General features: G+C 52.3%; 18 protein-coding genes. 7 read left to right on the top strand and 11 right to left on the bottom strand.

All coding sequences use genetic code 11. The annotated features are described in order from the left end of the window. Positions 1-404 precede the first annotated feature (404 nt). The 3 genes from DUT67_RS04320 to DUT67_RS04310 all read left to right on the top strand — a co-directional run bounded on the left by DUT67_RS04320 (position 405) and on the right by DUT67_RS04310 (position 3,085). A complete protein-coding gene (locus tag DUT67_RS04320; protein ID WP_189339543.1) occupies positions 405-1,940 on the top strand; it encodes a PAS domain-containing methyl-accepting chemotaxis protein in 1,536 nt (511 codons plus the stop codon). A gap of 176 nt (positions 1,941-2,116) precedes the next feature. Beyond that, complete coding sequence (locus tag DUT67_RS04315) at positions 2,117-2,530, top strand: FlxA-like family protein (RefSeq protein ID WP_113626726.1); 414 nt, start codon at positions 2,117-2,119, stop codon at positions 2,528-2,530. A 198-nt stretch (positions 2,531-2,728) separates the two neighbouring features. Continuing rightward, positions 2,729-3,085: a FlxA-like family protein gene (locus DUT67_RS04310; RefSeq protein ID WP_048262037.1), complete on the top strand. Its 357-nt coding sequence runs from the start codon at positions 2,729-2,731 to the stop codon at positions 3,083-3,085. 92 nt (positions 3,086-3,177) lie between these two features. On the opposite strand, the gene DUT67_RS04305 is transcribed toward DUT67_RS04310, so the two are convergent. The 5 genes from DUT67_RS04305 to DUT67_RS04285 form a co-directional block, all read right to left on the bottom strand. Further along, entirely contained in the window at positions 3,178-3,399 is a 222-nt protein-coding gene (locus tag DUT67_RS04305) for a DUF3820 family protein (protein WP_048262039.1), read from the bottom strand. A 100-nt stretch (positions 3,400-3,499) separates the two neighbouring features. Continuing rightward, positions 3,500-5,575 (bottom strand): NAD-dependent DNA ligase LigA, encoded by a 2,076-nt coding sequence (gene ligA, locus DUT67_RS04300; protein WP_113632817.1) that lies wholly within the window; start codon positions 5,573-5,575, stop codon positions 3,500-3,502. Positions 5,576-5,703: 128 nt separating this feature from the next. Continuing rightward, positions 5,704-7,140 (bottom strand): bifunctional D-glycero-beta-D-manno-heptose-7-phosphate kinase/D-glycero-beta-D-manno-heptose 1-phosphate adenylyltransferase HldE, encoded by a 1,437-nt coding sequence (gene hldE, locus DUT67_RS04295; RefSeq protein ID WP_048262043.1) that lies wholly within the window; start codon positions 7,138-7,140, stop codon positions 5,704-5,706. A gap of 116 nt (positions 7,141-7,256) precedes the next feature. After that, positions 7,257-10,112, bottom strand: a complete 2,856-nt coding sequence (glnE, locus tag DUT67_RS04290; RefSeq protein WP_113632816.1) for a bifunctional [glutamate--ammonia ligase]-adenylyl-L-tyrosine phosphorylase/[glutamate--ammonia-ligase] adenylyltransferase — start codon at positions 10,110-10,112, stop codon at positions 7,257-7,259. Positions 10,113-10,164: 52 nt separating this feature from the next. Continuing rightward, a complete protein-coding gene (locus DUT67_RS04285) occupies positions 10,165-11,502 on the bottom strand; it encodes an inorganic triphosphatase (protein ID WP_113632815.1) in 1,338 nt (445 codons plus the stop codon). 471 nt (positions 11,503-11,973) lie between these two features. Here DUT67_RS04285 and DUT67_RS04280 point away from each other — a divergent pair, with 471 nt between their 5' ends. Together DUT67_RS04280 and DUT67_RS04275 are read left to right on the top strand one after the other, a co-directional pair. Next, entirely contained in the window at positions 11,974-12,594 is a 621-nt protein-coding gene (locus DUT67_RS04280) for a TIGR04211 family SH3 domain-containing protein (protein WP_048262048.1), read from the top strand. 108 nt (positions 12,595-12,702) lie between these two features. After that, complete coding sequence (locus tag DUT67_RS04275; RefSeq protein WP_113632814.1) at positions 12,703-13,947, top strand: multifunctional CCA addition/repair protein; 1,245 nt, start codon at positions 12,703-12,705, stop codon at positions 13,945-13,947. Positions 13,948-14,010: 63 nt separating this feature from the next. Here the strand turns inward: DUT67_RS04275 and bacA are convergent, their stop codons facing one another. Together bacA and folB are read right to left on the bottom strand one after the other, a co-directional pair. After that, the gene (gene bacA / locus DUT67_RS04270) at positions 14,011-14,829 is read right to left on the bottom strand and encodes an undecaprenyl-diphosphate phosphatase (RefSeq protein ID WP_113632813.1); all 819 of its coding nucleotides are present in this window, start codon (positions 14,827-14,829) and stop codon (positions 14,011-14,013) included. 272 nt (positions 14,830-15,101) lie between these two features. Then, positions 15,102-15,455, bottom strand: coding sequence for a bifunctional dihydroneopterin aldolase/7,8-dihydroneopterin epimerase (gene folB, locus DUT67_RS04265; protein WP_113632812.1), 354 nt, complete (start codon positions 15,453-15,455; stop codon positions 15,102-15,104). A gap of 107 nt (positions 15,456-15,562) precedes the next feature. Between folB and plsY the strand changes: the two genes are divergently transcribed. Further along, positions 15,563-16,198: a glycerol-3-phosphate 1-O-acyltransferase PlsY gene (gene plsY, locus DUT67_RS04260; protein WP_113632811.1), complete on the top strand. Its 636-nt coding sequence runs from the start codon at positions 15,563-15,565 to the stop codon at positions 16,196-16,198. A 144-nt stretch (positions 16,199-16,342) separates the two neighbouring features. On the opposite strand, the gene DUT67_RS04255 is transcribed toward plsY, so the two are convergent. Further along, positions 16,343-17,929 carry a methyl-accepting chemotaxis protein gene (locus tag DUT67_RS04255; protein WP_113632810.1) on the bottom strand — a complete coding sequence of 529 codons (1,587 nt, stop codon included), beginning with the start codon at positions 17,927-17,929 and terminating at the stop codon, positions 16,343-16,345. Positions 17,930-18,178: 249 nt separating this feature from the next. Here DUT67_RS04255 and ppa point away from each other — a divergent pair, with 249 nt between their 5' ends. Beyond that, complete coding sequence (gene ppa, locus DUT67_RS04250; protein WP_048262061.1) at positions 18,179-18,709, top strand: inorganic diphosphatase; 531 nt, start codon at positions 18,179-18,181, stop codon at positions 18,707-18,709. Between the two features lie 91 nt (positions 18,710-18,800). On the opposite strand, the gene DUT67_RS04245 is transcribed toward ppa, so the two are convergent. From DUT67_RS04245 to DUT67_RS04235, 3 genes are read right to left on the bottom strand one after another with little or no spacing between them, the layout of a single operon-like run. Beyond that, entirely contained in the window at positions 18,801-19,151 is a 351-nt protein-coding gene (locus DUT67_RS04245; protein ID WP_113626717.1) for a gamma-glutamylcyclotransferase, read from the bottom strand. 2 nt (positions 19,152-19,153) lie between these two features. Next, positions 19,154-23,191, bottom strand: a complete 4,038-nt coding sequence (locus DUT67_RS04240) for a translocation/assembly module TamB domain-containing protein (RefSeq protein ID WP_113632809.1) — start codon at positions 23,189-23,191, stop codon at positions 19,154-19,156. Beyond that, positions 23,188-24,903, bottom strand: coding sequence for an autotransporter assembly complex family protein (locus DUT67_RS04235; RefSeq protein ID WP_113632852.1), 1,716 nt, complete (start codon positions 24,901-24,903; stop codon positions 23,188-23,190). Before DUT67_RS04235 ends, DUT67_RS04240 begins: the two co-directional genes overlap by 4 nt. Between the last annotated feature and the right edge of the window lie 575 nt (positions 24,904-25,478).

The raw sequence follows: 25,478 nt of genomic DNA, 5'->3' as shown, positions 1-25,478 counted from the left end.
AATCTCCATCACGCACAAAATAGGGTCAATAACCCGCTCATTATAAATAGTGTATACCCTAAATAATTCGAGTTTCAGGAAGGCGGCAAGTAAGGGAATCCCGATGAGCTTACTCAAGTAAGTGATTCGGGTGACCGAATGAAGCCAACGCACATGTAACTTGAAGTATGACGGGTATAGAACATTATTTTATTAAGCGAGTAAGACACCCAAAAAATTTCAGTATACCTATTTGAATAATTTGAATATTTACACAGCAATATGCCTGACAGATTTCATGGTATCGTCACACGGCAGCCCTGTAACGTTTCAGCCTCTGGAATAACCAGAACAGCTGAGGCAAGCAAAGCGGCCAGCATGGCTGAACCTGGAAACTGAGCGGGATACGTACGCCGGGGCTTCTAATGAGATTAAATACACCTGTCACACAGCAGGAGTATCTGTTAGACATGGACACCATATTGATGTCCACGACAAATATTCACAGCCACATTACCTATGCCAACTCTGCCTTTATTAAGGTTAGCGGTTTTTCTGAAGAGCAGCTTATCAACCAGCCGCACAATATTGTGCGCCATCCAGACATGCCCGTTGAAGCCTATGCCGATCTGTGGTTTACGCTGAAACAAGGAGATAGCTGGACCGGACTGGTCAAAAACCGTCGTAACAACGGTGACCACTACTGGGTTCGTGCCAACGTTACACCGGTTTACCAGCAAGAGCAGCTTGCGGGCTATATCTCAGTACGTAACACCCCCAATGCCGAAGAAATAAAAGCGGCCGAAATGCTGTATAGCGCCGTGCAGAAGAAACAAGCGGGTAGCCGCAAGTTCTATAAAGGGCTGGTCGTGCGCACCGGGCTCTTTTCTCCCCTGTCGCTCTTGCAGAAATTGTCAGTCCGCTGGCGCTTGCGTATCGCCGTATTGGCCGTGGGGCTCATTCCCGCGTTGCTTGCCTTCAGTGGCATGAATCCACTGTGGCTGTTGGCGCTGACGCTATTACTCGTCGTCATCATGGATCAGTTTCTACAGCAGCAAATTGCGCAGCCAATCAGGATGATACTCAAACAGGCGCAGCATGTGGTATCAGGCCGTAAAGTAAAGCACATCCACCTCAATCGGGTAGACGAAATTGGCTTACTGCTACGTTCAGTTAACCAGTTTGGCCTGAACCTGCATTCGCTTGTCGATGACGTCAGTACGCAAGTTCACGGCATCACGAATGTCAGCCATAAATTGGCGGAGAACAACATCGACCTGAATAGCCGCACAGAAGAAACGTCGGCGAATCTGCAACAAACCGCCGCTGCGATTGAAGAAATTACCGTTGCGGTACAGCAGAGTGCAGAAACGGCGGCGCAAGCGACAACAATGGCACAAGCCGCCAGCAGCACCGCCCTAAAAGGTGGCAATATTATGAAGGAAACCATCGGCATGATGGATTCTATCTCCAGTGCCAGCGATAAAATCGTTGATATCATTGGCGTGATAGACAGTATTGCCTTCCAGACTAACATCCTTGCGCTAAACGCCGCGGTTGAAGCCGCGCGTGCAGGGGTACAGGGACGAGGGTTTGCCGTGGTGGCCGCTGAGGTTCGCAATCTGGCACAGCATTCCGCCTCTGCTGCCAAAGAAATTAAAACGTTGATCGATGCCAACGTAGAAAGCGTGAAACAAGGCAGCGTGATGGTAGAGAACGCAGGCAAGCATATCAGCGACATCGTTGATGAAGTTTTGCAGGTCTCCACCATGATCAAAGAGATCAGCAATGCAACGCATGAGCAGACTTCTGCATTAGGTCTGATCAATACCTCGATTGCACAGATAGAACAAATGACACAGGGCAATACCGATATGGTCACGCAATCAACCGAAGCGGCTGAAGGGCTAAATCTTCAGGCTAAGCGACTGAACAGCGCAATTAACGTGTACGGTAGTTAACTGACGTCATTTCATCACTATTGCTGGCAAGGGAGTAAGGAAACGCGCTTGCCAGCCCCCTCCCTTTTCCTTTAATAAGTACCTAGCCGTCCCCCACTGATTTGTAAGTTTTTCGTAAAGAAAATCGCGATTTAGCCGATAGTGATCGGAGAACTGACTTATTTCAGGAGGAAGTGATGTCCAACGATATTAGCCGGATTACCATGAATACGCCGTCACAAGTAGCGGCGGCACCTACGGCCAGTAAGAGTAAAAATTCATCGACTACAGAGAGTAAGGCTGCGCCTGCAGCCAGTAATGGTAATGGCGCTCAACAGAAAATTGCCGCATTACAAAATCAAATCAAAGTGCTAACCAAACAGCTAAAAGAGTTGGGTGAATCAGCCGCCAACGCGCAAAGTGAAGATGAGCGCAAACTCATTAAGCAGCAGCAGCAGATGATTCAGGCACAAATACAGGCTCTCTATGCCGAAATTGCCCGCATCCAAAAAGAAGAAGCAGAAAAGAAAGCGCTTAGCGCGGCGTCAGAAAGTTCATCACAACAAACTGAAAATAAAGAAAAAGAAGGCGGTGTTGATATCTACGTCTGACCGTCAAATCTGACACATTCCCCCTCGACTTTCCCTCGCTTTCCTGACTGATATATTTTGTTACATTAGCTGTCAGGAAAGTGAGTATTTCATGTTTGATTGCCAACAATATCACCTTCGAGAAAGTGTTTAAATTGCCGATATAAGGGCTTGTACCCCTAATAATTCGGGTATATAGGCATATTTTCAGGAGGGAAGATGTCAAACACAATCAGCAGTATCAGCGTATCGACAACAACGGCAAGCAGCAGTAAAAGCAGCAGTACGTCAGAACAGCAGATTGCGCAGTTAACCAAGCAGGTCCAATCACTCACCAAGCAGGTGAGTAAACTGACCGAATCGGCTTCCAGCGCAGAAAGCGATGAAGAACGTAAACTGATCGAACAACAGCAGCAGGCAATTCAGGCCCAGATCCAGGCATTACAGGCGCAAATTGCTCGTTTGCAGAGTGAGAAGTCAGAGCAGCAGTCTGATTCCTCTTCTACAACGCAAAATGCTAAACAAGAAGGCGTTAACCGCCCAACCGAAGACAATAAGATTAATGTCTACGTATAGTCTGCGTCAGGGATAGGGTAAGTAGCAAACGTAAAAGGTCGCTTCATTGAAACGACCTTTTTTCGTCAAGGACTGCGCGAGGAAATGGATAATCAGGAACGGGGCCGCTTCAGCGGCGTTACCAATCCTTGCAAACCCTCTATCTTGATTGCCAGCGTAATTTGCATCAATTCCCCTAAGCGCCCCTGAGGAAATTCATCCTTGCGAGAAAACCACAACAGGTACTCTTCTGGTAAATCAATCAGCACCCGCCCTTTATATTTACCAAAAGGCATCTGCATCCTGGCAATCTCTATCAGGTCTTCTTTTTCCACCCGCGTTCACTCCCAATAGCGTAGTCGTTTCAGGTTCGAGATATACAGAGCGACCACGAGGCAAGGCGCCCATTTTGGAAGCCTCATCCCCGTGTTTCTCCTATAACGGGCTTACATCACCGTAATTATCCAGTAGTCGGATCATTTCAGCCTCATCGATCACTGGGATCCCCAACTCTTGCGCCTTCGCCAGCTTAGAGCCTGCCGCTTCACCAGCGATCACCATATCGGTTTTCTTCGAGACGCTGCCGCTCACTTTTGCCCCCAACGCTGTTAGCCGATCTTTGGCTTCATCGCGGGACAGAATACTCAGCGATCCGGTCAATACCACCGTTTTCCCTGCAAATGGGCTGTCGATCTCTTCGGCATTGACGACCTGAACGTCGGGCCAGTGGATGTTGATGCCAGCGGGATCGGTCAGTTCGCGGATCACGGTTTGGTTGTGCTCTTCCTCAAGGAAGTGCCGCACATGCGCGGCAACGATTTTACCGACATCCGATACCTCCAGCAGCGCGTCTTCATCGGCAGCAAAAAGCGCCTCCAACGAACCAAAATGGGCAGCCAGATTGGCAGCCGTCGATTCGCCAACATCACGGATTCCCAACGCGTACAGGAAACGCGCCAGCGTTGTGCCTTTTGCCTTTTCCAGCGCATTGACCACGTTCATCGCGGACTTCGGCCCCATGCGATCCAGCCCGGTCATGATCCCAGCGCTCAGGCGAAACAGATCGGCTGGCGTTTTGACATACTCTTTTTCCACCAGTTGATCGATGATCTTATCTCCCATGCCTTCAACATCCAGCGCACGACGAGAAACAAAGTGCTTCAGCGCTTCTTTACGCTGAGCGCCACAGATCAAACCACCAGTACAACGCGTGACGGCTTCCCCTTCTACACGCTCAACGTCAGATCCACACACGGGGCAGGCAGCAGGGAAAACGATCGGTTGCACGGTTTCGGGCCGTTCAGATTCGACGATGCCGACGATCTGCGGGATCACATCCCCCGCTCGGCGCACAATCACTCGATCGCCAATCTGCAAACCGAGTCGCTCAATTTCATCGGCATTATGCAGCGTAGCGTTGCTGACGATCACACCCGCCACGGCGACGGGTTCCAGACGCGCAACGGGCGTAATCGCCCCCGTCCGCCCAACCTGAAACTCAACATCGCGCACCCAGGTCAGCTGTTCCTGCGCAGGGAATTTAAATGCAACCGCCCAGCGAGGCGCACGGGCAACGAACCCTAACCGTTCCTGCAACGCCAGTGAGTCAACTTTGACGACGACGCCATCAATATCAAAGCCTAATGAACTACGGGTCTGTTCAACCTGACGATAAAAATCGAGCACTTCGGCTGGACCAGTGCATAGCTTGATTCTGTCACTAACCGGCAGTCCCCACGCTTTGAACTGCATCAACCGCTCCCAGTGACTCTCGGGTAGTTCACCGCCTTCCAACAGGCCGACGCCATAGCAGAAGAAGGTCAGCGGACGTTTAGCGGTAATGCGTGGGTCGAGCTGACGCAGCGATCCGGCAGCGGCGTTACGCGGGTTGGCAAAGACTTTGCTCCCTGTACGACGAGCCTCTTCGTTCAACTTTTCAAAGCCGCCGTGTTTCATAAACACTTCGCCGCGCACTTCAACACGACGCGGAATATTGTCACCGTCAAGACGCAATGGGATAGCCCCAACGGTACGGATATTACTGGTGATATTTTCCCCAGTCGTTCCATCCCCGCGCGTGGCCGCCTGTACCAGAACGCCCTCTTCATACAACAGGCTGACAGCCAAACCATCCAGTTTCAGTTCACAACAGAATGTCAGCTCGTCACCGTTCTTCAGCCTGTCGCCAATTCGCTTGCTGAAGGCCAGATAGCTTTCTTCATCAAATACGTTATCCAGCGATAGCATCGGCACTTCATGGCGTACTTGCTCAAATGCCGCCAGCGGTGCCGCACCAACGCGCTGCGTAGGAGAATCACTCGTCACCAGTTCTGGGTGATCGGCTTCTAACGCCTTCAATTCCTGCATGAGTTTGTCATATTCGATATCAGGAATTTCGGGCGCATCTTCAACGTGATATTTGTATTCGTGATGGCGTAAGACCCGGCGCAATTCCGCTACCCGCAGTGCGGCCACATTCACTTCGGCTGGTTCTTTCTTCACTGGTTTCATACCTGTTTTATCTGACGTGTCGCCCTGTTGGCGTCATGATTTTCGCCCGTGATAGGCTAGGGCGAAAATCATTAGCTTGCGGCCTGAACGGCCTCGAAATAGTTCGAGCGCCGTCAGTTTTATTTCGTTTAAGATTGAGACGTGCTGGCTTTAATCGTGTTGATGATATTTGTCGTGGAGCAGCCGTCCTCAAAGTTCAGAACTTTCACTTCACCACCGTTGGCCCAGACCTCTTCACTACCGGCGATTTCATGTGGCTGGTAGTCTCCGCCTTTCACCAGAATATCCGGCAGGATGCTGGCAATCAGACGCTGGGGCGTATCTTCTTCAAACGGCACGACCCAGTCGACAGCTTCCAACGCGCCTAACACGATCATCCGCTGCGGCAGCGGGTTCACAGGTCGCGTCGGCCCCTTCAAGCGTTTGGTTGATGCATCGCTATTTACTGCAACGATCAGCCGATCGCCAAGTTTGCGAGCATTGGCAAGATAAGACACATGTCCGGCATGCAGAATATCGAAGCAGCCGTTAGTCATCACAATCTTTTCGCCACGCTGACGCGCCAGCTCAACGGCATGTTTCAACTGTTCTTCGGTCATCACGCCAAATCCGGTTTCAGCACGGCCACGGATAGCATTTTCCAACTCAATCGGTGTCACCGTGGACGTTCCCAGCTTGCCAACGACGACACCTGCGGCGGCATTCGCTAAGAAACAGGCTTCTTCCAGCGGGTTACCCGCTGCCAGTGCAGCAGCCAGAACACCAATTACGGTATCGCCAGCACCAGTCACGTCATACACTTCCTGCGCCTGCGTCGGCAAATGCAGCGGAGCTTTGCCCGGCTGTAGCAGCGTCATCCCTTGCTCAGAACGGGTAATCAGCAGCGCAGACAGATCGTAATCCGTCATCAGTTGCATACCGCGCTCAACCAGTTCTTCTTCCGTTTTACAACGTCCTGCAACCGCTTCAAATTCAGACAGGTTCGGCGTCAGCAGCGTCGCACCGCGGTAACGGGAAAAATCTGTCCCTTTCGGGTCGATCAGCACCGGAACGCCAGCTGCTTTTGCGGTCTGAATCATAGTTTGTACATGCGCCAAGGCGCCTTTTGCATAATCAGACAGCACCAGCGCACCAATTTTTGGCAGCGCCTGTTGGATACGCTCGATGATAGGTTGAGGATCGATCCCCTCAAATCCCTCTTCGAAATCCAGTCGGATCAGTTGCTGATTGCGCGACAGCACGCGCAGCTTGGTGATCGTCGGGTGCGTAGGAACAGAGACAAAGTCACACTTCACATTCACTTCGCCAAGTTTGGCGTTCAGCGCGCGTGCAGCATCATCAATGCCCGTTAACCCTACCAGACGCGATCCCGCCCCCAATGCTGCGATGTTCATTGCAACGTTCGCCGCGCCGCCCGGGCGCTCTTCGATCGTATCAACCTTGACCACAGGCACCGGTGCCTCTGGTGAAATTCGACTGGTTGGCCCATACCAGTAACGATCCAGCATGACATCACCAACCACTAACACACCCGCTTGACGGAAATCAGGCAGCGTCACTTTCATCCTCTACTCCAGGCTTTATTTCGCATAATGCGCGTAATAATATCATAGGCACTATGATTACACGTCACCGCTCCGAATCTCTTCGCCGAGCGTTTGACCACATATATTGAGAAAACTTACTCACCCATCAGCCATTTATTCCAACTCACTAGCACCTGTTCCCGTTCCGCAACAAACCGATCCTTGCTAACCCGCCCAGACAGTTCCTGCAAAGCCAGATGGTGCAGTTCATTGCGCATCGTAACGTAGGCCAGCTTGAGCGCGTTGGCTTCACTCTCTTCCATCACGCCATACTGCGCCATCAGTTCCAGAATACGCACATTGTCTGACCAGCGAGTCAAACGCGGTTCCTGCGCGGCATAGCGCAGCACCAGATACTGGGCGATAAATTCGATATCCGTAATACCGCCCGCATCCGTTTTGATATCAAAGAGTGATTTATCTTTGTTCGCCAAATGCTGACGCATTTTTTCGCGCATTTCCCGCACTTCGGTTCGCAAGGTATCAGCATCACGCTCTGTACAGAGGATACTGCGACGAATAGATTCAAATGTTTGCTGCACGCCGCTTTCGCCGTACACCATACGCGCACGCACCAGCGCCTGATGCTCCCACGTCCACGCCTCATTACGCTGGTAATCATCAAACGCTTCAACCGTACTCACCAACATGCCAGCCGCGCCCGATGGTCGCAGACGGGCATCAACTTCATACAGAATGCCTGATGACGTCCGAGTGCTAAACAGATGCATCACACGCTGAGCAAGGCGCAGGTAAAACTGACGTCCATCAATACTGCGTTCGCCATCCGTCATCACGTCCGATGGACAATCCAGCAAGAACACCAGATCCAGATCGGAGCTATACCCCAGTTCCCAACCGCCGAGCTTACCGTAGGCAATAACGGCAAACCCACGGCCTTCACGATGCTGCAAGTGGGAGGGTTGGCCGTAGCGCACCACCATCTGCCCCCACGCCTGCTGAACCACTGCGGCGATAATCGCCTCTGCCAAATACGTTAAGTGATCGCTCACTTTCATCACCGGCAGTACACCACCGATATCTCCTGCGGCGATACGTAACTGTTGTGACTGCTTGAATTGACGAACGGCTTCCAGCTGTTGTTCTTCATCGTCCTCAGGGACGCGCATCAGATACTGACGTAGCTCATCGGCATACGCGCTCGGTGCCGTCGGTTGATACAGCGTTGACGCATCGAGCAATTCATCCAACAGAAGGGGATAACGCGCTAGTTGGCTGGCAACCATCGGCGAAGCCGCACACAGGCGAATCAACTGAGCCAGCGCAGCACGAGACTCCAGCAACAGCTCAAGATAGGTAGTACGCGTGACGATCCCCAATAGCAGTGGGGTCAGACGAGACAGTACCGTATCCGCCTCCTGACGGGCACAGACTTCTGCCAGCAAACACGGCATGAGCTGATCCAGTACATCCCGCCCGCGCGGCCCTATTGTGCGTTTCGCTACATCGTGGCGGAACTCCACAATCACCCGCATCAGTTTTTCACGCACGGTTTCCGTAAGATGCGGCGTCAGTGGAGCCAGCTCACCGTCATCCAGCGTGTCCTGCCATAGGCTGCTATAGCTGCCATGTTCGGGGATATCATTGTTGTCCGGCGCATCATCGCCAATCAGGTCATCAAATACGTGACGCACCGCCTGCATATGCTGTTCCAGCATGGATTGCAGCGTATCCCAGCTGTCGAAACCCATTCCCCATGCCAGTCGCTGCTGATTCAGTTCATCATTCGGCAACGTTTGCGTCTGCTCATCGGCAATCGCCTGCAGCAGATTCTCCAGACGGCGCAGGAACAGGTAAGAGGTACTGAGATCGAGCACTTGCTGTGGAGTTAATAACCCCAATGTTCCCACATGCTGGAGCGTAGGCAACAGTGAACGTCCCTGCAGCAGCGGTTCACGTCCGCCACGAATCAGTTGGAAAACCTGCGTGATAAATTCGATTTCACGAATCCCACCGGCCCCCAACTTGATGTTATTACGCAGATCCCGGCGACGCACTTCGCGCGCAATCATGCCCTTCATATTTCGTAAGGACTGGATCACGCTAAAATCGATATAGCGACGAAAGACGAAAGGCTTCAACGTACTACGCAACTCCTGGCTGTACGCATCGTCCATCCCGCCCATCAAACGCGCTTTGACCATCGCGTAGCGTTCCCAGTCGCGACCCTGTTCCTGATAATAATCCTCCATGGCCGAAAAACTGAGCACCAGTGGCCCGCTGTCACCAAAGGGACGTAGCCGCATATCCACACGGTAAACAAAACCATCAACGGTCGGCTGATCCAGCACCTTAATCAGCCGCTGTCCCAAACGCGTGAAGAACTGCGCATTATCCAGCTCACGCCGTCCACCTTGTGTGTGACCATTTTCGGGATAGACGAAGATCAGGTCGATATCTGAAGAAAAGTTAAGCTCTCCCCCACCCAATTTTCCCATGCCAAGAATCAGCAGAGGCTGAGCCACGCCCTGCGCATTGCAAGGTGTGCCCCACTCACGACAACAGGCCTGATATAGCCAGCTTCTGGCCGCAACAATCACCACCTCGGCCAGCTCGCTAAGCTGACGCAGCGTGTGTTCCGTGGTACTGGTTTGCAGCGCCTGTGACCACGCAATTCGCGTCAGCATATGGCGGCGAAACCGACGCAATGCCGCCATCAACGCATTTTCATCGTTAACGTCAACCAGTGCGTTGCTCAACCAATCGGCATAGTGCTGCCACTCTTCAGGCTGTGGAGGCTGCTGATGAATCCCCTGCCACCAGTCAGGATGCAGCGCAAGCGCATCGCTGACAAAATCACTCAATGCCAGAACAGCCGCGTCGCTGTCTGTTATCGGTTCATCAGGCGCGGCCTCGCGCAAACGCGACACAGCGCGCTGAGATTGTTCCGTCAGAAGCACAGGTAAAGCGGGCAAAGGAAGTATCGACATGGGGGTTCCCTTGATGCGCCGCCTATCGTCACTGACAGGCGGCAGTTAACGGTTACTGTGATGGTCCGCCGCTATGCAGCCAGAACGGAGGCAGGGTCAACACGGCTTTACGATTTGCTTCCAGATACACTGAAGGCGCCTGATCGGCAGCGAGATGCTCAATTTCCTGTAGCAGGATCTGCCAGTGTTCAACGTAGACTTCTACCTGATCCGTCGGGTAAGCACCGGATAAAAGGAGAAAAGCGTAGAGATTACGTTGCAGACGAGGAATTTGCTGTTCGTACTGCGCTTCCGTCAATTTAGAAGAGAAGGCGCTTTTCAGCTCCGCCGTGCTGCGGCTGAGCATAATGTCAGCAAAGCGTTTGAACGATCCCTGTAACTTAATGCGATCTTTATTATCCATGTAGTCACGCCAGCCAGACTCGACCAGCCAGGAAGTTAGTACCAACTTACTTTGCAGGTAGTCGGTGCTATAACAGATTTCCGGCCCGTCAGCGCCTTCTAACCGGCTTTCCAGAGTGGCGAGTGCAGAGCGGAAAAGCGTGGTGACCCTACGTAACACGACGCCCCCCACCAGCACCAGCATTTCGCGCATCAACGCACTGGCCTGTGGTAGAGCTTCACGAGCAGAGGAATCCCCCCTTACCCACAGTTCTTCATGGTATTGCCAGTGACTCAAAGCCAATTCCAGCGCCGCGCGGATAGCCTGATCGATGTTGGTTTTAGGATCCACAACCAATCGATTGAGAGGAAGACACTCGCGAACCGGATTGCCTTTAGCCAGATGGTACCCACGTGCCGCCTTACTGAGGCTGCCCTGGCGCATACCACCAAACTCCGCGATTTCCTTTGCCAAGGCCAGCAGATGAGTGGTCTGTCCCACCTTGAGCTCCATCTCCAGTTCGCACAGCGGTTCACTCAGATCGCCAGCGCGAATTTCACCACGATCTAACGCAACCTCAATCACGCTTTGGTAGTAAGTAAACACCCACTTCTCACGCGTAAAGTCTGTGCTAAACAGCGGGTTAAGCGACGATTGTAGCGCTTCAACATCGCAATCTTCCGGCCAAACTTCCACAGGAAACAGGCTGAGATCCAGCTCTGCTTTCTCCAGCGCAACGTTATACTCAGGGTGCTGGTGCAGCCCGCCAATCACCTTGCCGGCTGTTTTCGCCGTCATTTCGTAGCGTTCATTCTCGCCGCGAATACGCAGACCAATGCCATTACGGCGCAGATAGTTATCCGCCGTTTCATAATAGATATTGCTCAGACTCTCAGCACGCATGTGCTCATACTGGCTATAATCACTCTCCCATTCAGCCAGTTGCGTCAGCAGCGATTCAACGCTGTCGGGATGAACAATAAACTTCAGCTCAATTTCTTCACTCATAGCATTCACAACACCAAGACCGCGTTCATTATCATGTCAGTAAATAACATTTTACTGCACCTTACTACCCTTACCGCACACACTCTTTTTCACCTGCGAACAAGCGCGCATTTCTTATGCAAACTTGCCATCAACTACGCGACTTTCCCGTTTTTAAACAGGTTGTATACCGTCTTCTAAGAACCTGTCCCAGTAGGCGTTATTGGTGCAGTAATTTGGACACGGACAGCGCGCAGACAACATGTAACGCATGTTGAACGGACGCTAGTCCGGCCCAACGGGCGAGCATAGCGAGTAAACCGGAGCGTACACGTAGTACGTGAGGATTTCGAGCAATGCCCAGGTTCAAAGTGGCAAATGAAATAGCCTAATAGGATAGGTTCTAAGACTGTTCTCATTTCGGTTTATACATTGCCTCGTCAGACTTAAGCCTCTACTATCAGACCACCATTAACGCAACATGATGATCTTATGCAGAAATTAGGCTTAATCTGTTTTACTTTGTTTTCACTCACGCTGAGTTGGACCGCACAGGCGGAAGAAAAACGCTACATTTCCGATGAGTTATTGACGTATGTCCACAGCGGGCCAGGCAATCAATATCGCATCGTCGGCACAGTGAATGCTGGCACTGAGGTCACGCTACTCAGCGTTAATGAAAGCGCGGGCTATGCGCAGATTCGTGATGATAAAAACCGCACCACCTGGATTCCTCTCGACCAGCTTAGCGATACGCCAAGCCTGCGCACACGGGTGCCAGAACTGGAAAAACAGGTAAAAGACCTGACTGACAAACTGAATAATATCGATCAGACTTGGAACCAGCGTACCGCTGATATGCAGCAGAAAGTCGCTGCCAGTGATAGTGTTATCAACGGATTACGTCAGGAAAATCAGGATCTGAAAACGCAGCTTATCGTCGCACAGAAGAAAGTCAGCGCGGCGAATGTCCAGCTTGATGATAAGCAGCGTACCATCATTCTACAGTGGTTTATGTATGGCGGCGGTGTTGCTGGCATAGGCTTGCTGCTGGGTCTGCTGTTGCCACATATCATTCCCCGCAAAAAGAAAAACGACCGCTGGATGAGCTAACCGAAATACGTGCCTGCTTCTTGCAGGCATTTTTCTCTGTGCCCAACACGGCGGCGCAAAGATGGTAGTATGTTATGAAGTATTGGTTATTTATTCAGGAGCCCGACGTTGAAGATCTACCTTGTCGGCGGCGCTGTTCGGGACAGCCTGCTGGGTTTACCCGTCACTGAGAAAGATTGGGTGGTGGTCGGCGCTACGCCAGAGCATCTGCTTGCACAGGGCTATCAGCAGGTTGGAAAAGATTTCCCTGTCTTCTTACACCCCGTCAGCCGCGATGAATACGCACTCGCGCGTACCGAACGTAAATCCGGCAAAGGCTATACCGGATTTGTCTGTCATGCCGAACCGGATGTCACGTTAGAGCAGGATTTGCTACGCCGCGATTTGACCATCAATGCCATTGCTCGTACCGAGCGTGGCGATCTGATCGATCCTTATCATGGCCGTCTCGATCTCGACAACCGCGTACTACGCCACGTCTCGGACGCCTTCAGCGAAGATCCGTTACGGGTTCTGCGTGTTGCCCGTTTTGCCGCACGTTTTGCTCATCTCGGTTTCCAGATTGCAGAAGAAACCATGGCGCTGATGCAAAAAATGGCGCATGAAGGCGAGCTGGCTTATCTGACGCCAGAGCGCGTCTGGAAAGAGACGGAAAAAGCACTCGGCACCTCGTCGCCGGATGTCTATTTTCAGGTGCTGCGTGACTGCGGCGCACTGGCCGTGCTGTTCCCTGAAATCGATAATCTGTATGGCGTACCTGCCCCTGCCAAATGGCACCCGGAAATCGATACCGGCATTCATACCATGATGACGGTGGCAATGGCCGCACGTCTCAGCCCTGACATTGACGTGCGTTTTGCTACGCTGTGCCACGATTTAGGAAAAGGGCTAACGCCACCTGAACTATGGCCGCGTCATCTTGGCCACGGCCCGGCGGGCGTCAAACTGGTTGAAGCACTCTGTCAGCGCCTGCGCGTGCCTAATCCAATTCGCGATTTGGCGAAGCTGGTTGCGGAATATCATGACCTGGTTCATACCGTGCAGGTACTGCAACCCAAAACCCTTCTGAAGTTATTTGATGCGATTGACGTCTGGCGCAAGCCGCAGCGTCTGGAACAGTTAGCGCTGACTAGCGAAGCCGATGCCAGAGGCCGAGCCGGCTTTGAAGAGAACCCTTATCCGCAAGGCAATTACCTGCGTGAAGCCTTCCGCGTCGCCAGTCAGGTCAGCAGTGCCAGCGTCGTCGCCGATAGCTTTAAGGGCATTGATGTGCGCAATGAGCTGGCTCGCCGCCGTATTCATGCATTGGCAGACTGGAAAGCGCAACAGCCAGATGTATCGAGCACAACCTAAAACAAAGAGGCCACGCTAATCCGTGGCCTCTTCTGTATCTAGCGCTAATCTAAACGCTCAGTCTTACATAAATACCATGTAAACAACGCCTGCGACGATAAAGCGGTAAATCGCGAAGGGGATAAACGAGATGCGTTTGATGATTTTCAGGAAGGTTTTAATTGCAATCAGCGCCACAACAAACGCCGTAACGAAACCAACGGCAAACATCGGCACATCAGCGAGCGACAGGAAATGCCAGCTTTTATACAGATCCAGAACAGTCGCGCCCATCATCATGGGAACCGCCAGAATAAAAGAGAACTCAGAGGCTGCATAACGGCTAACCCCCATCAGCATACCGCCGGAAATGGTCGCTCCCGAACGTGAAAAGCCGGGCCACAGCGCCAAACACTGAAAACAGCCAATCATAAATGCCTGACGATGCGTAATGTCATCCAGCCCAACGGCACGTGGTTCTTTTGGTTTGAACCATTCTGCGGCTAGCAGAAGGAAGCCACCGATAACCAGCGCATACATCACGTTTTGCGGATAAAACAGCGATTTGATGACGTCATGAAAAATCAGACCGAGCACAACCGCAGGGATCATTGCCAACAGGATGTGCGTCAGTTTCAGACGCCCAGCGGTTTTCCCCTCATGCGGGACCTCACCGAAGTGAATCCCTATCAGGCCAAAGAGACGGCGCCAGAACATGACGACAACCGCCAGAATCGAGCCAAGCTGGATGATAACTTCAAACGTCTTGGCTTTCTCATCAACAAACCCTAACCAATGACCAACAATAATCATATGTCCCGTAGACGATACGGGCAAAAACTCGGTCAGCCCTTCGACCACGCCAAGAATAAATGCGATTAGCAACGAATGCAGGTCAGTCATCTAAAAATCCTTGCCTCTAATAAAAACGAAAATGCAGCCCATAAAAAAGCGGCCACGCACTTCAGCGAGCCGCTACACACCCTAAATAATTCGAGTTGCATGCAGGCGGTAAGAGAAAGAACCCCGATGAGCTTACTCAAGTAAGTGATTCGGGTGAGTGAACGCAGCCAACGTACATGCAGCTTGAAGTATGACGGGTATAACTGGCTTATAGACTATTCAGGTTACGATTTAGTTGCACGCAAACCCGTATTTATTCTGTGAAATCAGATTTATCGCGCGCCGCGCTCAATAATGACTCCAACCTGACGCGCCTGCGCCACGGCGCCCGGCTTGCTAAGCTTGATGCGCAACCAGGGAATGGAGAAGCGCTGCATCAACATACTTGCGACTTCTTCAGCAACACGTTCCACCAGAGCAAAGCGCTGGTTTGCCACATGGGCAATCACCGCGTCACTGACATCAGCATAGCTCAGACAATCATTCACATCGTCACTGGCTGCAGCCTGACGGTTATCCCAGCCCATTTCGATATCGAACACCAGTTTCTGCTGGATAGTCTGTTCCCAATCGTAAACACCAATAGTAGTGATTACAGTAAGCTCTTCAATAAATACGATATCCATCACGCCGTTCTCTGTTTTTGTCGCTGTCGGATACCACTTCCGACGGAATGTGCGTATTATCCACAGATGAGAAGAGTAAAACGACCCTTATTAAACGGAATGGCGTTATGAGTGTTACCGCGCTTGGTATGATGTTAATCGCGTATCTGTGTGGCTCTGTTTCCAGTGCGATTTTGTTTTGCAGAATTGCTGGGCTGCCCGATCCGCGTCAGCATGGTTCTGGGAATCCCGGAGCCACTAACGTATTGCGTATTGGCGGCAAAGCAGCCGCTGCAACCGTATTGGTCTTTGATATCCTGAAAGGCATGCTGCCTGTCTGGGCCGCTTATGCCTTGGGCGTTACACCGCTGTATCTTGGATTAACCGCCATCGCCGCCTGCCTCGGGCATATTTATCCGGTCTTTTTCCACTTTCGCGGCGGTAAAGGTGTGGCAACCGCTCTCGGTGCCATCGCTCCAATCGGTTGGGATCTGACGGGTCTAATGACCGGCACCTGGCTACTGACCGTACTATTAAGTGGCTATTCCTCGCTCGGTGCCATTGTCAGTGCGCTCATCGCACCGTTTTATGTCTGGTGGTTCAAACCACAATTTACCTTCCCCGTCGCGATGCTTTCTTGCCTGATATTGATGCGTCACCACGACAATATCCAACGCCTATGGCGCGGACAGGAAAGTAAAATCTGGGATAAGCTGCGCAAGAAGAAGCAACCGGAAGACGAGAATACGTCCTCCGAAGAGTGAAGAGTCAGGCAAAAATATATCCCCTAAATAATTCGAGTTGCAGGCAGGCGGCGACGCAGTGAATCCCCAGGAGCTTACATCAGTAAGTGACTGGGGTGAGCGAGGAAAGCCAACGCACATGCAGCTTGAAGTATGACGGGGATATTAGAATCGGCCGATAGCGGCAAATTCTTGCGACTGCACTTTAAACTGTGACATGCTTTCTGCTAACAGACGCGCCTGATCTTCCAGTGAACGCGTAGCAGCCGCGGATTCTTCGACCAGAGACGCATTTTGCTGTGCAACCTCATCCATCTGCGATACCGCCAAATTCACCTGCCCAATCCCATTACTCTGCTCACGCGTTGCCGTGGAGATCTCACGCATTAGCGATGTCACGCGCGCCACGGCATTAGAAACGTCGTCCATTGTTTCGCCCGCCATTTTTGCCATAACGGTACCTTCACTGACGCGGCTCTGAGATTCTTCCATCAGCGTTTTGATCTCTTTCGCCGATTGCGCACTGCGCTGCGCCAGATTACGGACTTCCCCCGCAACCACAGCAAATCCACGTCCCTGTTCACCCGCCCGCGCGGCTTCAACTGCCGCATTCAGCGCCAGAATATTAGTCTGGAACGCGATGCCGTCAATCACTGCCAGAATATCGCCAATACGTGCGGAGCTGCTGGAGATCATCTGCATTTTCTCAATCATGCCCCCGACCGTCTCGCTGCCTTTATTGGCAATATCAGACACGTTTTGCGCCAACGTATGCGCTTGTTCCGCACTCTCGGCGTTTAGCGTTACCGTCGCGGTCAACTGCTCCATACTGGCTGCCGTTTCTTCCAACGACGATGCCGACTCTTCCGTACGAGCAGCCAGATGGGTATTACCAGAAGAGAGCTCACGAGTACCAACGTCAATCTGCATCCCCGCATCGCGGACGCGACCAACGGCGGTAGCCAACGAATGCTGCATTGCCTTCATCGCCTGAATTAGGCGACCAATTTCATTATTGCCGCCATCAGCAATACGCTGAGTCAGGTCACCATGGGCAATAAACTCCAACTGAGCGACAGTTTCTTCAAGCGGAGACAAAATGGAACGCTTCAGTGCAATCCAGGCAGCCAATACCAGCAGCAGAACGAATACGCAGGCAATACCGATGATCGCCAGACGGTCAAACGCAAAGCTTTCTGCTTCGGTGAGCATGTTTTCCCCCACTTCCAGCCCAAAGTCGCGGAATTCATTCGCTACCTTATCCATCTTAACGCTGAGCGGTGGTAGCACGTCCTGCAGTAACACGTAATAAGCAGCAACGTCACCACGTTTCAGCGCATCGACCATTGGCTGAACGCCAAGGTTCATGTATTGCTCGTAGTTGCTTTTAACCTCTGCCGCCATTTTGGCGCCGCGTTCCGTTACGGTGCCATAGGAAAGAAAACGCGTCATTTCCTTGTGGGAGAGCGCCGTATAGGCTTCCGCTCGCATTACCGACGCATTAGCGAGATCGGTCAGCCCGTTTTCCATCTGACGAGCAGCCAAGGCCGCCCCTGTTCTTGCCCGCAGCGAAGCGGTATAGCTCCCAGCCAGCGCAGTGACCTCTTTGCCCTGAATCTTGTCGATTGTCGTCAGCGACGTGATTCCCTGATTGATTGAAGTGATGCCAATTCCGCAGACCAGCAATAAGAGCAATACCATCGTTCCTAACAAAGCAATCAAGCTCGTCTTGATTGTGATGTTTCTTAACATTTTTATTTCCCTGGAATTACAACTAGTAAATAAATGCGGAGAAATTCTCCACATAACGTGATCTCGATCATGTTTCTATCGGTAGCAAGCCTGCTTTCTTTAAAGAAACTTTAGTAACGAAAGTATTTTTACTTAAACAGCTCACGCCACCGCATAGCGCTTCAGGCGCGCTAAAAGTCAGGGACATTAAACGCTTTTTGGCTATAATGACGGCCACGCTATTTCAGGTTTTAAGAGAAGGAAACTGACATGAGTCTGAACGATGTTCCCGCAGGTAAAGATCTGCCAGAAGATATCTATGTAGTGATTGAAATCCCCGCGAATGCCGATCCAATCAAATATGAAATTGATAAAGATACCGGTGCGCTGTTTGTAGACCGTTTCATGTCTACGGCCATGTTCTACCCATGCAACTACGGCTACATCAACCACACGCTGTCTTTGGATGGCGACCCGGTTGACGTGCTGGTTCCCACTCCGTATCCGTTGCAGCCAGGCTCAGTGATCCGCTGCCGTCCTGTTGGCGTGCTGAAAATGAGCGACGAAGCAGGCGAAGATGCCAAGCTGGTTGCCGTTCCGCACAGCAAGCTGACCAAAGAATACGATCATATTAAAGACGTCAACGACCTGCCTGAACTGCTGCGTGCACAGATCGGCCACTTCTTTGAACATTACAAAGATTTGGAAAAAGGCAAGTGGGTGAAAGTTGAAGGTTGGGATAATGCTGCAGCGGCAAAAGCCGAAATCGTAGCGTCCTTCGAGCGCGCAAAAAACAAATAAGCGCGATGCGTTCAAAGACACCACACGATCAAAAACACCGCATTACGCGGTGTTTTTATTTATATCGACAGACTTGATTAGCGACTCAACCTCAAGCCTCTTCTCCATTGCGCTTTAGCCAATCACCGCTGGCAATACGCATCAGCCCTACAACAGGGTGTTTGTATAGATAAATCCAGGCATTGCCCAGAGGAGTGGGAATCAGCTCACGCTGGTATTCGTGACCGTCCCGTTTTAACGCATCCAACTCCGTCAGAATCGACGAACTAATGCGATAAACCTCGCAACGGATTTCTCCATCACCAGGTACGACTGCCGGATAATGGCCGAGATCGTACAGCTCAAACCCTGCGAGCTGACAATCCCCTAACCATTGCGCATTCGTCATCCAATGACTATTTCCCTGTTTGCGTCGTAAACTGCCGTAAACAATAATTCGCATCGCTAGAACTCAAACTGATAGAGCACATCTAATGCCTGGCTAATTCCAGACACCGCTTCCAAGTATAGCTTTGGCATCAGGCGGTAACGCAGCGTTAACGTTGCCAAAGAATCGAATATGCCAACTCCATATTTCACTTGCAGACCCGGAAGGACGTAACCGCTGACGACAACCTGAGAATTATCGCCAACACCCTGTGTATCCAGAGCTAAATTACTTACGCCAAAGGCCTCGCCGATTTTACCCACAACTTGACCACTTTGTGCAACCCCTAAACCTACTAACATTGAGGTCATCGCCGAGCTATCTGCTCCGCCGCTGTCCAAACCCTGTCCACGCAGCAGATAAGAGAGCGCTTCCTGCTGCGACATCGCCGGATCGGAGAAGACTTCCAGCTTCGGTGTAGCGGCCATGCCGGTGACGCGCACGCCTGCGGTAACGTCGTCAGCAGTGTTGTCTGGATTACGAACAGCTTCGATATTCAGGATCGGTTGATCGGGCGGGCCAGAGAATAAAATCAGACCCTTACGGACGATCAAATCTTGTCCATAGGCTTTAAAGCGGCCGGACGGGATATCGATCTGACCGTTCAGCCCTAATCCGCGCTCGTCCTGAACCATCTTCAGATCACCCTGTAGACGGGCAGCCAATCCGAATGCATCCAGCCGAACATCATTACCAACGCGGATCGTGAGGTTGCTGTTAATCGGAATCGCAGCGCTGGCTTTCTTCAACGGCTGGCGCTGGGCATCGAGCATCACTTCATCCGACGACACCGCCACGGCGCTTTCCGGCATATCTTTAACCACGATACGCGCCCACGGAATACTGACCGATCCGTTTAACGCAAACAGCTGCGGCGTGGCCTCAAAAACAATATCCGGTGAAACATCCAACCGCGCCATAGGCGGAATCGTCACCCGCAGTTTCTGGCCTTTCGCGGCAATTCGCGCACGCCAGGCATCAGGCCGCGACCAGTCCGCGTTCCCACCAAGGTTCAACTGTCCATTGTCCGTTTTCAGGAAACCTTGCAGCGTTGACGACATCCCGCTGAAGTTCACCGCCAGTCGCCCATTGGTCAGGTCAATCGGCATCCAGTTGCCATCAATATCCAACCGCTCCAGCACCATTTGGCCGAATAACTGAGGACGAGCGACATCGCCCGCGAGACGCAGGTTCGCATTCAGTATCCCCGCGGCTTTTTCTCCTTTACTCAACGCAGGGTTAAGCAACGCCAGCGAAATATTGTTGATCGTGACGCTGCCGCCAAGATTTCGCCGACCTTGTGGATCGGTCACCTGAATATCACCGCTGAAGCGCCCGTTTTCGCGAATCGCCATCAGCCAACCGAGTTGTGCACGCCCGCGGTCGAGCCCGGCATTCAGCGTAAAGATGTCGAAATCAATCGGCAGCGTGTTGCCCTGCATCTGTTGGCGAACGCTGATACCGTTCCCTACCAGCGAGATTTTCGCCTGTGGTAAACCTTGTCCCGCCTGCCAACTAATATCGGCACCGCCCGTGAACGTCCCGGCCAGCACGGTATCTTCCGTCAGGAACGGTTTCAACATGGCAAGATCGAAGCGGTTCAGTCGAATACTCGCCTGTCCACTCGGCCCCGCTTCAATCGCTTTTGGTACACACAGTTCTGCATTCGGATTACGCCAGCAGTGCGTACCAATCGTGATCTTCTGCTGTGTATTCTGATAATCCAACGCCATATCCTGCGTCAGACGCCATTCCCCTACAGGGGTGTCGAAACGGGTATTATTCAGCGTGCCGCGCCAACGTTGTTCCTGACGATCGAAGCTGCCTGAAAGCGCGAGTTGCCCCGCAACCGGTTCACCCTGCATGTTCAGCCGGAGCTGGTGCTGTTTCTCATTGCCGCTGGCATCGAGCGTTAACAGCGCAATATTCAGGCCATCTTGCTTCAGATCTTCAAGACGCACTGCGAGTTTGCCCTGAATCTGCTGCTCAGAGCGGACATCGCCCTCCACCCTCACCTGGCTAATCGTAATAGCCTGCCAGCGCAGCCCGGAAGCCGTGATATCCGCCAGCATCTGCGGTTCATGCAGATTGCCGCGTAGTTTGAGTGTGCCAATCGCGCGCCCTGCCAGACCGGGAAACATGCCGTCCAGCGACGGCGCATTGATGTCCGCATCCAACTGCCACTTGTCGCTCAGCTCACCTTTGACGTTCAGTTGGTTACGGCCTAACGCCAGATTCAGCCCAGGTATTGTCCACTGGCCTGCCGCGTTACCGCGCAATTCACCTCTGGCCGTGAGCTTGTTCGTTTTCACGTTACCATCCAGTCGCAGTTCAGGAACCTGCAACTGCCAGCTACCGCCATAGACGCTACCGCGCGTCGTTATCTTTCCGTCTATTTTCGCAGGCCACTCGGGCCACTGTTTCGCGGTGTTAATCCCGTTCAGCAGAAGTTCACTGCGCCAGCTGATCGCTTTACTCCAGTCGATAAGCGCACTCAGATCGGCATTGCCCTGCAACGCTGCCAGCCGCAGGCGGCTCAGCGTAAACTGCTGCTCGTTACCTTTACCATCCAGCAGCAGCGTCGCGGGGGGAATATCCGCACCGCTGAGGTCGCCGCGCAGCGACAGCGCGTAGTCGGTCGCTTTGCCATTAAAACGCAGCCTGACGTTGCTAGCCTGATACTGTGTTGCGCCCGTCAGCGGCCAGCGCACGCGTTCGGTTTGCAGCGTCAACGCCAGCGGCAAACCAGCTTCCGCAAGTTGAGTTTGTAGGTCTAACTGCGCACGCTGCGGCCCCGAGAGATTCAGCGCCACATTCAGCTGTTCGCGCAGGCCGCCGTCGACTGTCAGTTTAAGCTTTTCGCCCTTGAGCGGATCGACGTTCAACACGCCGTTCGCCGTTAGCGAAACGGGCCAGTTATCACTAAGCGTCGCCTCACCGCGTACATTCAACCCGCCCTGCGGCGATTGCACGATCAGTTTGTCCAGACGCAAATGCTGCTGTTGGGTTGATGCCTGCACGAACAGGTTATTAATCAAAATGTCCTGATCGCCTGTCAGTCGCAGTTGTTCGCCATGAATCTCGACAATGTTCAGATCCAGCGGCAGCGTGAACTGCGGTAGATTCGGCAGCAGCGGTTTGGAGAACAATTCGCTCAGGCGTTCACCCAGCGGCTGTTCAGGCTCTGCTGGCTTGTCAGATGCGCTATTCGTTTTTGATGTCGATGCTGTCGGTATTGGAGCCGTCGTCGTGGCGGCCGCGACCGTGTTATTTGCCTCTAGCACTTTATCGATTTGAAGCGTTTGCGATGAGCCTTGTTCCGCCGCCTCGCGTACGTTCGCCGCCGTTTCTTTGATAACGGATGCCATTTCAGCCGCCGTCACTTTGCCATCTTCCAGCACACTAACCGGCGTTTTTGGCAAGGCCACCAGCAGCGCACTAATTTTGGTCGGCAACAGCGTCAGCGCGCGCCCTTCCCACTGCATTCCCGTACGGAATTCGCCCAGTGAAATCGCCGTGTCATCGACGGTAACCTGAACACTGTTGAGTACCAACTGACGCAGAGAAATAGGGAAAGGTGCTGAGATTTCCGTGACTGGCGTCGAAGGAGGCGGTGATTCTTCTGCCACAGGCAGGGCTTTGGTATCCACGACGACATCCACGCGGTTCGCCGAGAGATCATTGATACATAACTGGCTTTTGCGCAGGCACCCCAGCGCGAGCGACAGATGGAATTCATCACTCTTTACCGTCACGCCCGGCATTTCGTAGCTGACATTTTTCAGCGTTAGATCACGCCAGCCACCGCTCACGCTGGCAATGTTGAGTCCCGGCACCACCCGCGCGGCGGTATTCAGCAACAGATGCAGACCCGGCGTGGTTCCCACCAGCAGACCCAGCCCAACAATAAGCAGCAATAAGAAGGCGACGATCCCGATTCCTATCCTTTTCCACCAGCGTCCTTTCCGCGCTGGCGTTGTCGGCGCGCTCTCCTGCGTGACGTTTTCTTCTGTCACCGGATCCTGTGCTTTTTTTTCGTTTTTATCATCCATCATAATTCAGGCCCCAGTGCGATATAGAACTGAACATCGTTCTTCTTCTCTGCATCGCCGATCGGCATAGCAACATCGAGTTTCACCGGACCAATCGGCGAGGCCCAGCGCACGCCGACGCCCGTGCCGGTCTTGAAGTTACTTCGTTTGATGTCATTCACTGCTTCACCTGAATCAACAAAAACCGCGCCCCACCATTTCCCCGTCACGTTATATTGGTATTCGAGCGAGCCGGTCGCCAGCTTGGACGCACCAGTCAGTTTGTCGTTACTGTCACGCGGCGAAATAGATTTGTATTTATACCCACGAATGCTGCGATCGCCACCGGCAAAGAAACGCAGTGAGGGCGGGACGCGGGAGAAATTATTGGTTTCTATCCAGCCCAGATTGCCGCGCACGACAAAGCGGTGTTTATCCTCCAGCGTGCGAATCCAGACGTTTTGTGCCTGAACCACGGCAAAATCGATATCCGATCCCCAAGTGGTGTCGGAAATGTCGATAGAGTAGCGCTGCGTATCACCCCATACCGGCATCAGCCCGCCGCGTTGGCGGGTTCGGTTAATGCTGACGCCCGGATAGATCAACATCGTGGTATCCGTCACGCTCGCCTGCGTAAAGTGATCGAGGCTCCAGCGCAAATTAATCGCACGTTGCCAGCCGCTGGAGAGATCCCAGTAGCGGGCAACGTTCACCGTAGTGCCATCGGATTTAGTATCGTTGAGATCTTCGCGTTTAAAACCACCTTGCAACAGGTAATACTGCTCAAGAGGGTTCTTCAACAGGGGGATTTTGTAGCTAAAATCGAGTGATTGCTCTGGCGCAGACACGCTCAGGCTGCTTTCCAGACTGTGGCCCCGTGAATTCACCCAAGGCTTATTCCAGGTCGTTTTAAAGCGGGGGCCCACATCAGTAGCATAACCCACCCCGGTTTCGATGCGGTTGCGGGTTCGCGGCGTCACCACTGCATCCAGCGGCAGAACCTTAGTGCTTTTTGACTGTTCGAAATTGGGTGACACCACGACGGAATTAAACCACCCCGTTGCGGAAAGACGACGGTTTAACTCGCCGAGATCCTCACTGGTATAAGCATCGCCTTCATGAAACGGCACCAGATTTTGCAGATAATCATCGCGGATTTGTGCGCCCTGAAAATTAACGGCGCCGAAGCGATAGCGTTCCCCGCTATCAAAATCGATATCCCAAAATGCTTCTTTCTCTTCGCGCATCACGCCAAGCTGGCTTTGCTGGAAGCGTGCATCGAAATAGCCTTTGCGTAATGACAAACCGTTCAACCCGCTTTTAAAGCGATCATAATCACTATGATTCAACACCGAACCAATTTCAGGACGATCGTCTTTAACCAGTTGTTGATAGTCTTTATCGTCATGCGCACCACCACGCAGGGTGATGTTCACACCAGCAATTTTTACCGGTTCGCCGGCCGTCACTGTCGCAATCAATACGGGTCGCCCGCCGTTAACGGCAGGCCGAAATTCAAAACCAATCTGGGGATCGTAATAGCCGAGCGCGCGCAATCCCTGACGGATCGCTTCATCGACGCGTGAGCGGAAACGTCCGTCGGCATTAACTTCATCGACCGCGATGGTAGACAAGCGTGCCCGCACATTTTTTTGTAGCTGCCCTTCCAGCCCCATGACTTGCAGGCGCACACTCGCCGCCTGACTCTCCGGTGCCAGCATGAGCAGCGCGCACATCAGGCCAAGAATCCGGTATCGCGGTGCACCGCAGCCAGCAAGGCCATTTTTTTGTCTTGCTACGCCTTTTTGCTCGGTAACACTTTTTTTTCCAATGAAACGGTTCTTTGAAGTGAAACGTCTTTTTGCAATGAAAATAGTCACTGAGCTCCCTGATAAATCAATCTGTCGCCTAAAACCTATATACCCGTCATACTTCAAGCTGCATGTGCGTTGGCTTCCCTTACTCACCCCAGTCACTTACTTATGTAAGCTCTTGGGGATTCGTGCGGTTGCCGCCTGCCTGCAACTCGAATTATTTAGGGTATAGCATGGCTTTTATCACTTCGCCCGCCGCGTTGGCGGCCGTCTCTGTACGCTTACCTGACAATCCGTTACATAGCGTTAAAATCGCCTACCAACTTTGCATGATATTAGTGATAAATACTAATTTTCGATCTTAAAAATAGATATTCACCTACAAACATCACTATGCCGAATTGTGGATAAACATTACCTTAACATTAAACACGATTAAGATATAAAGACAGCCCAAGGCTTCTTGGTTATGCTTTCCATGAAAGCGGGTTATGTAC

The sequence above is a fragment of the Pectobacterium peruviense genome (genome assembly GCF_003312355.2).
In the GTDB taxonomy this organism is placed as follows: Bacteria; Pseudomonadota; Gammaproteobacteria; order Enterobacterales; family Enterobacteriaceae; genus Pectobacterium; species Pectobacterium peruviense.
This window is presented reverse-complemented; position numbering and strand designations above follow the sequence as displayed.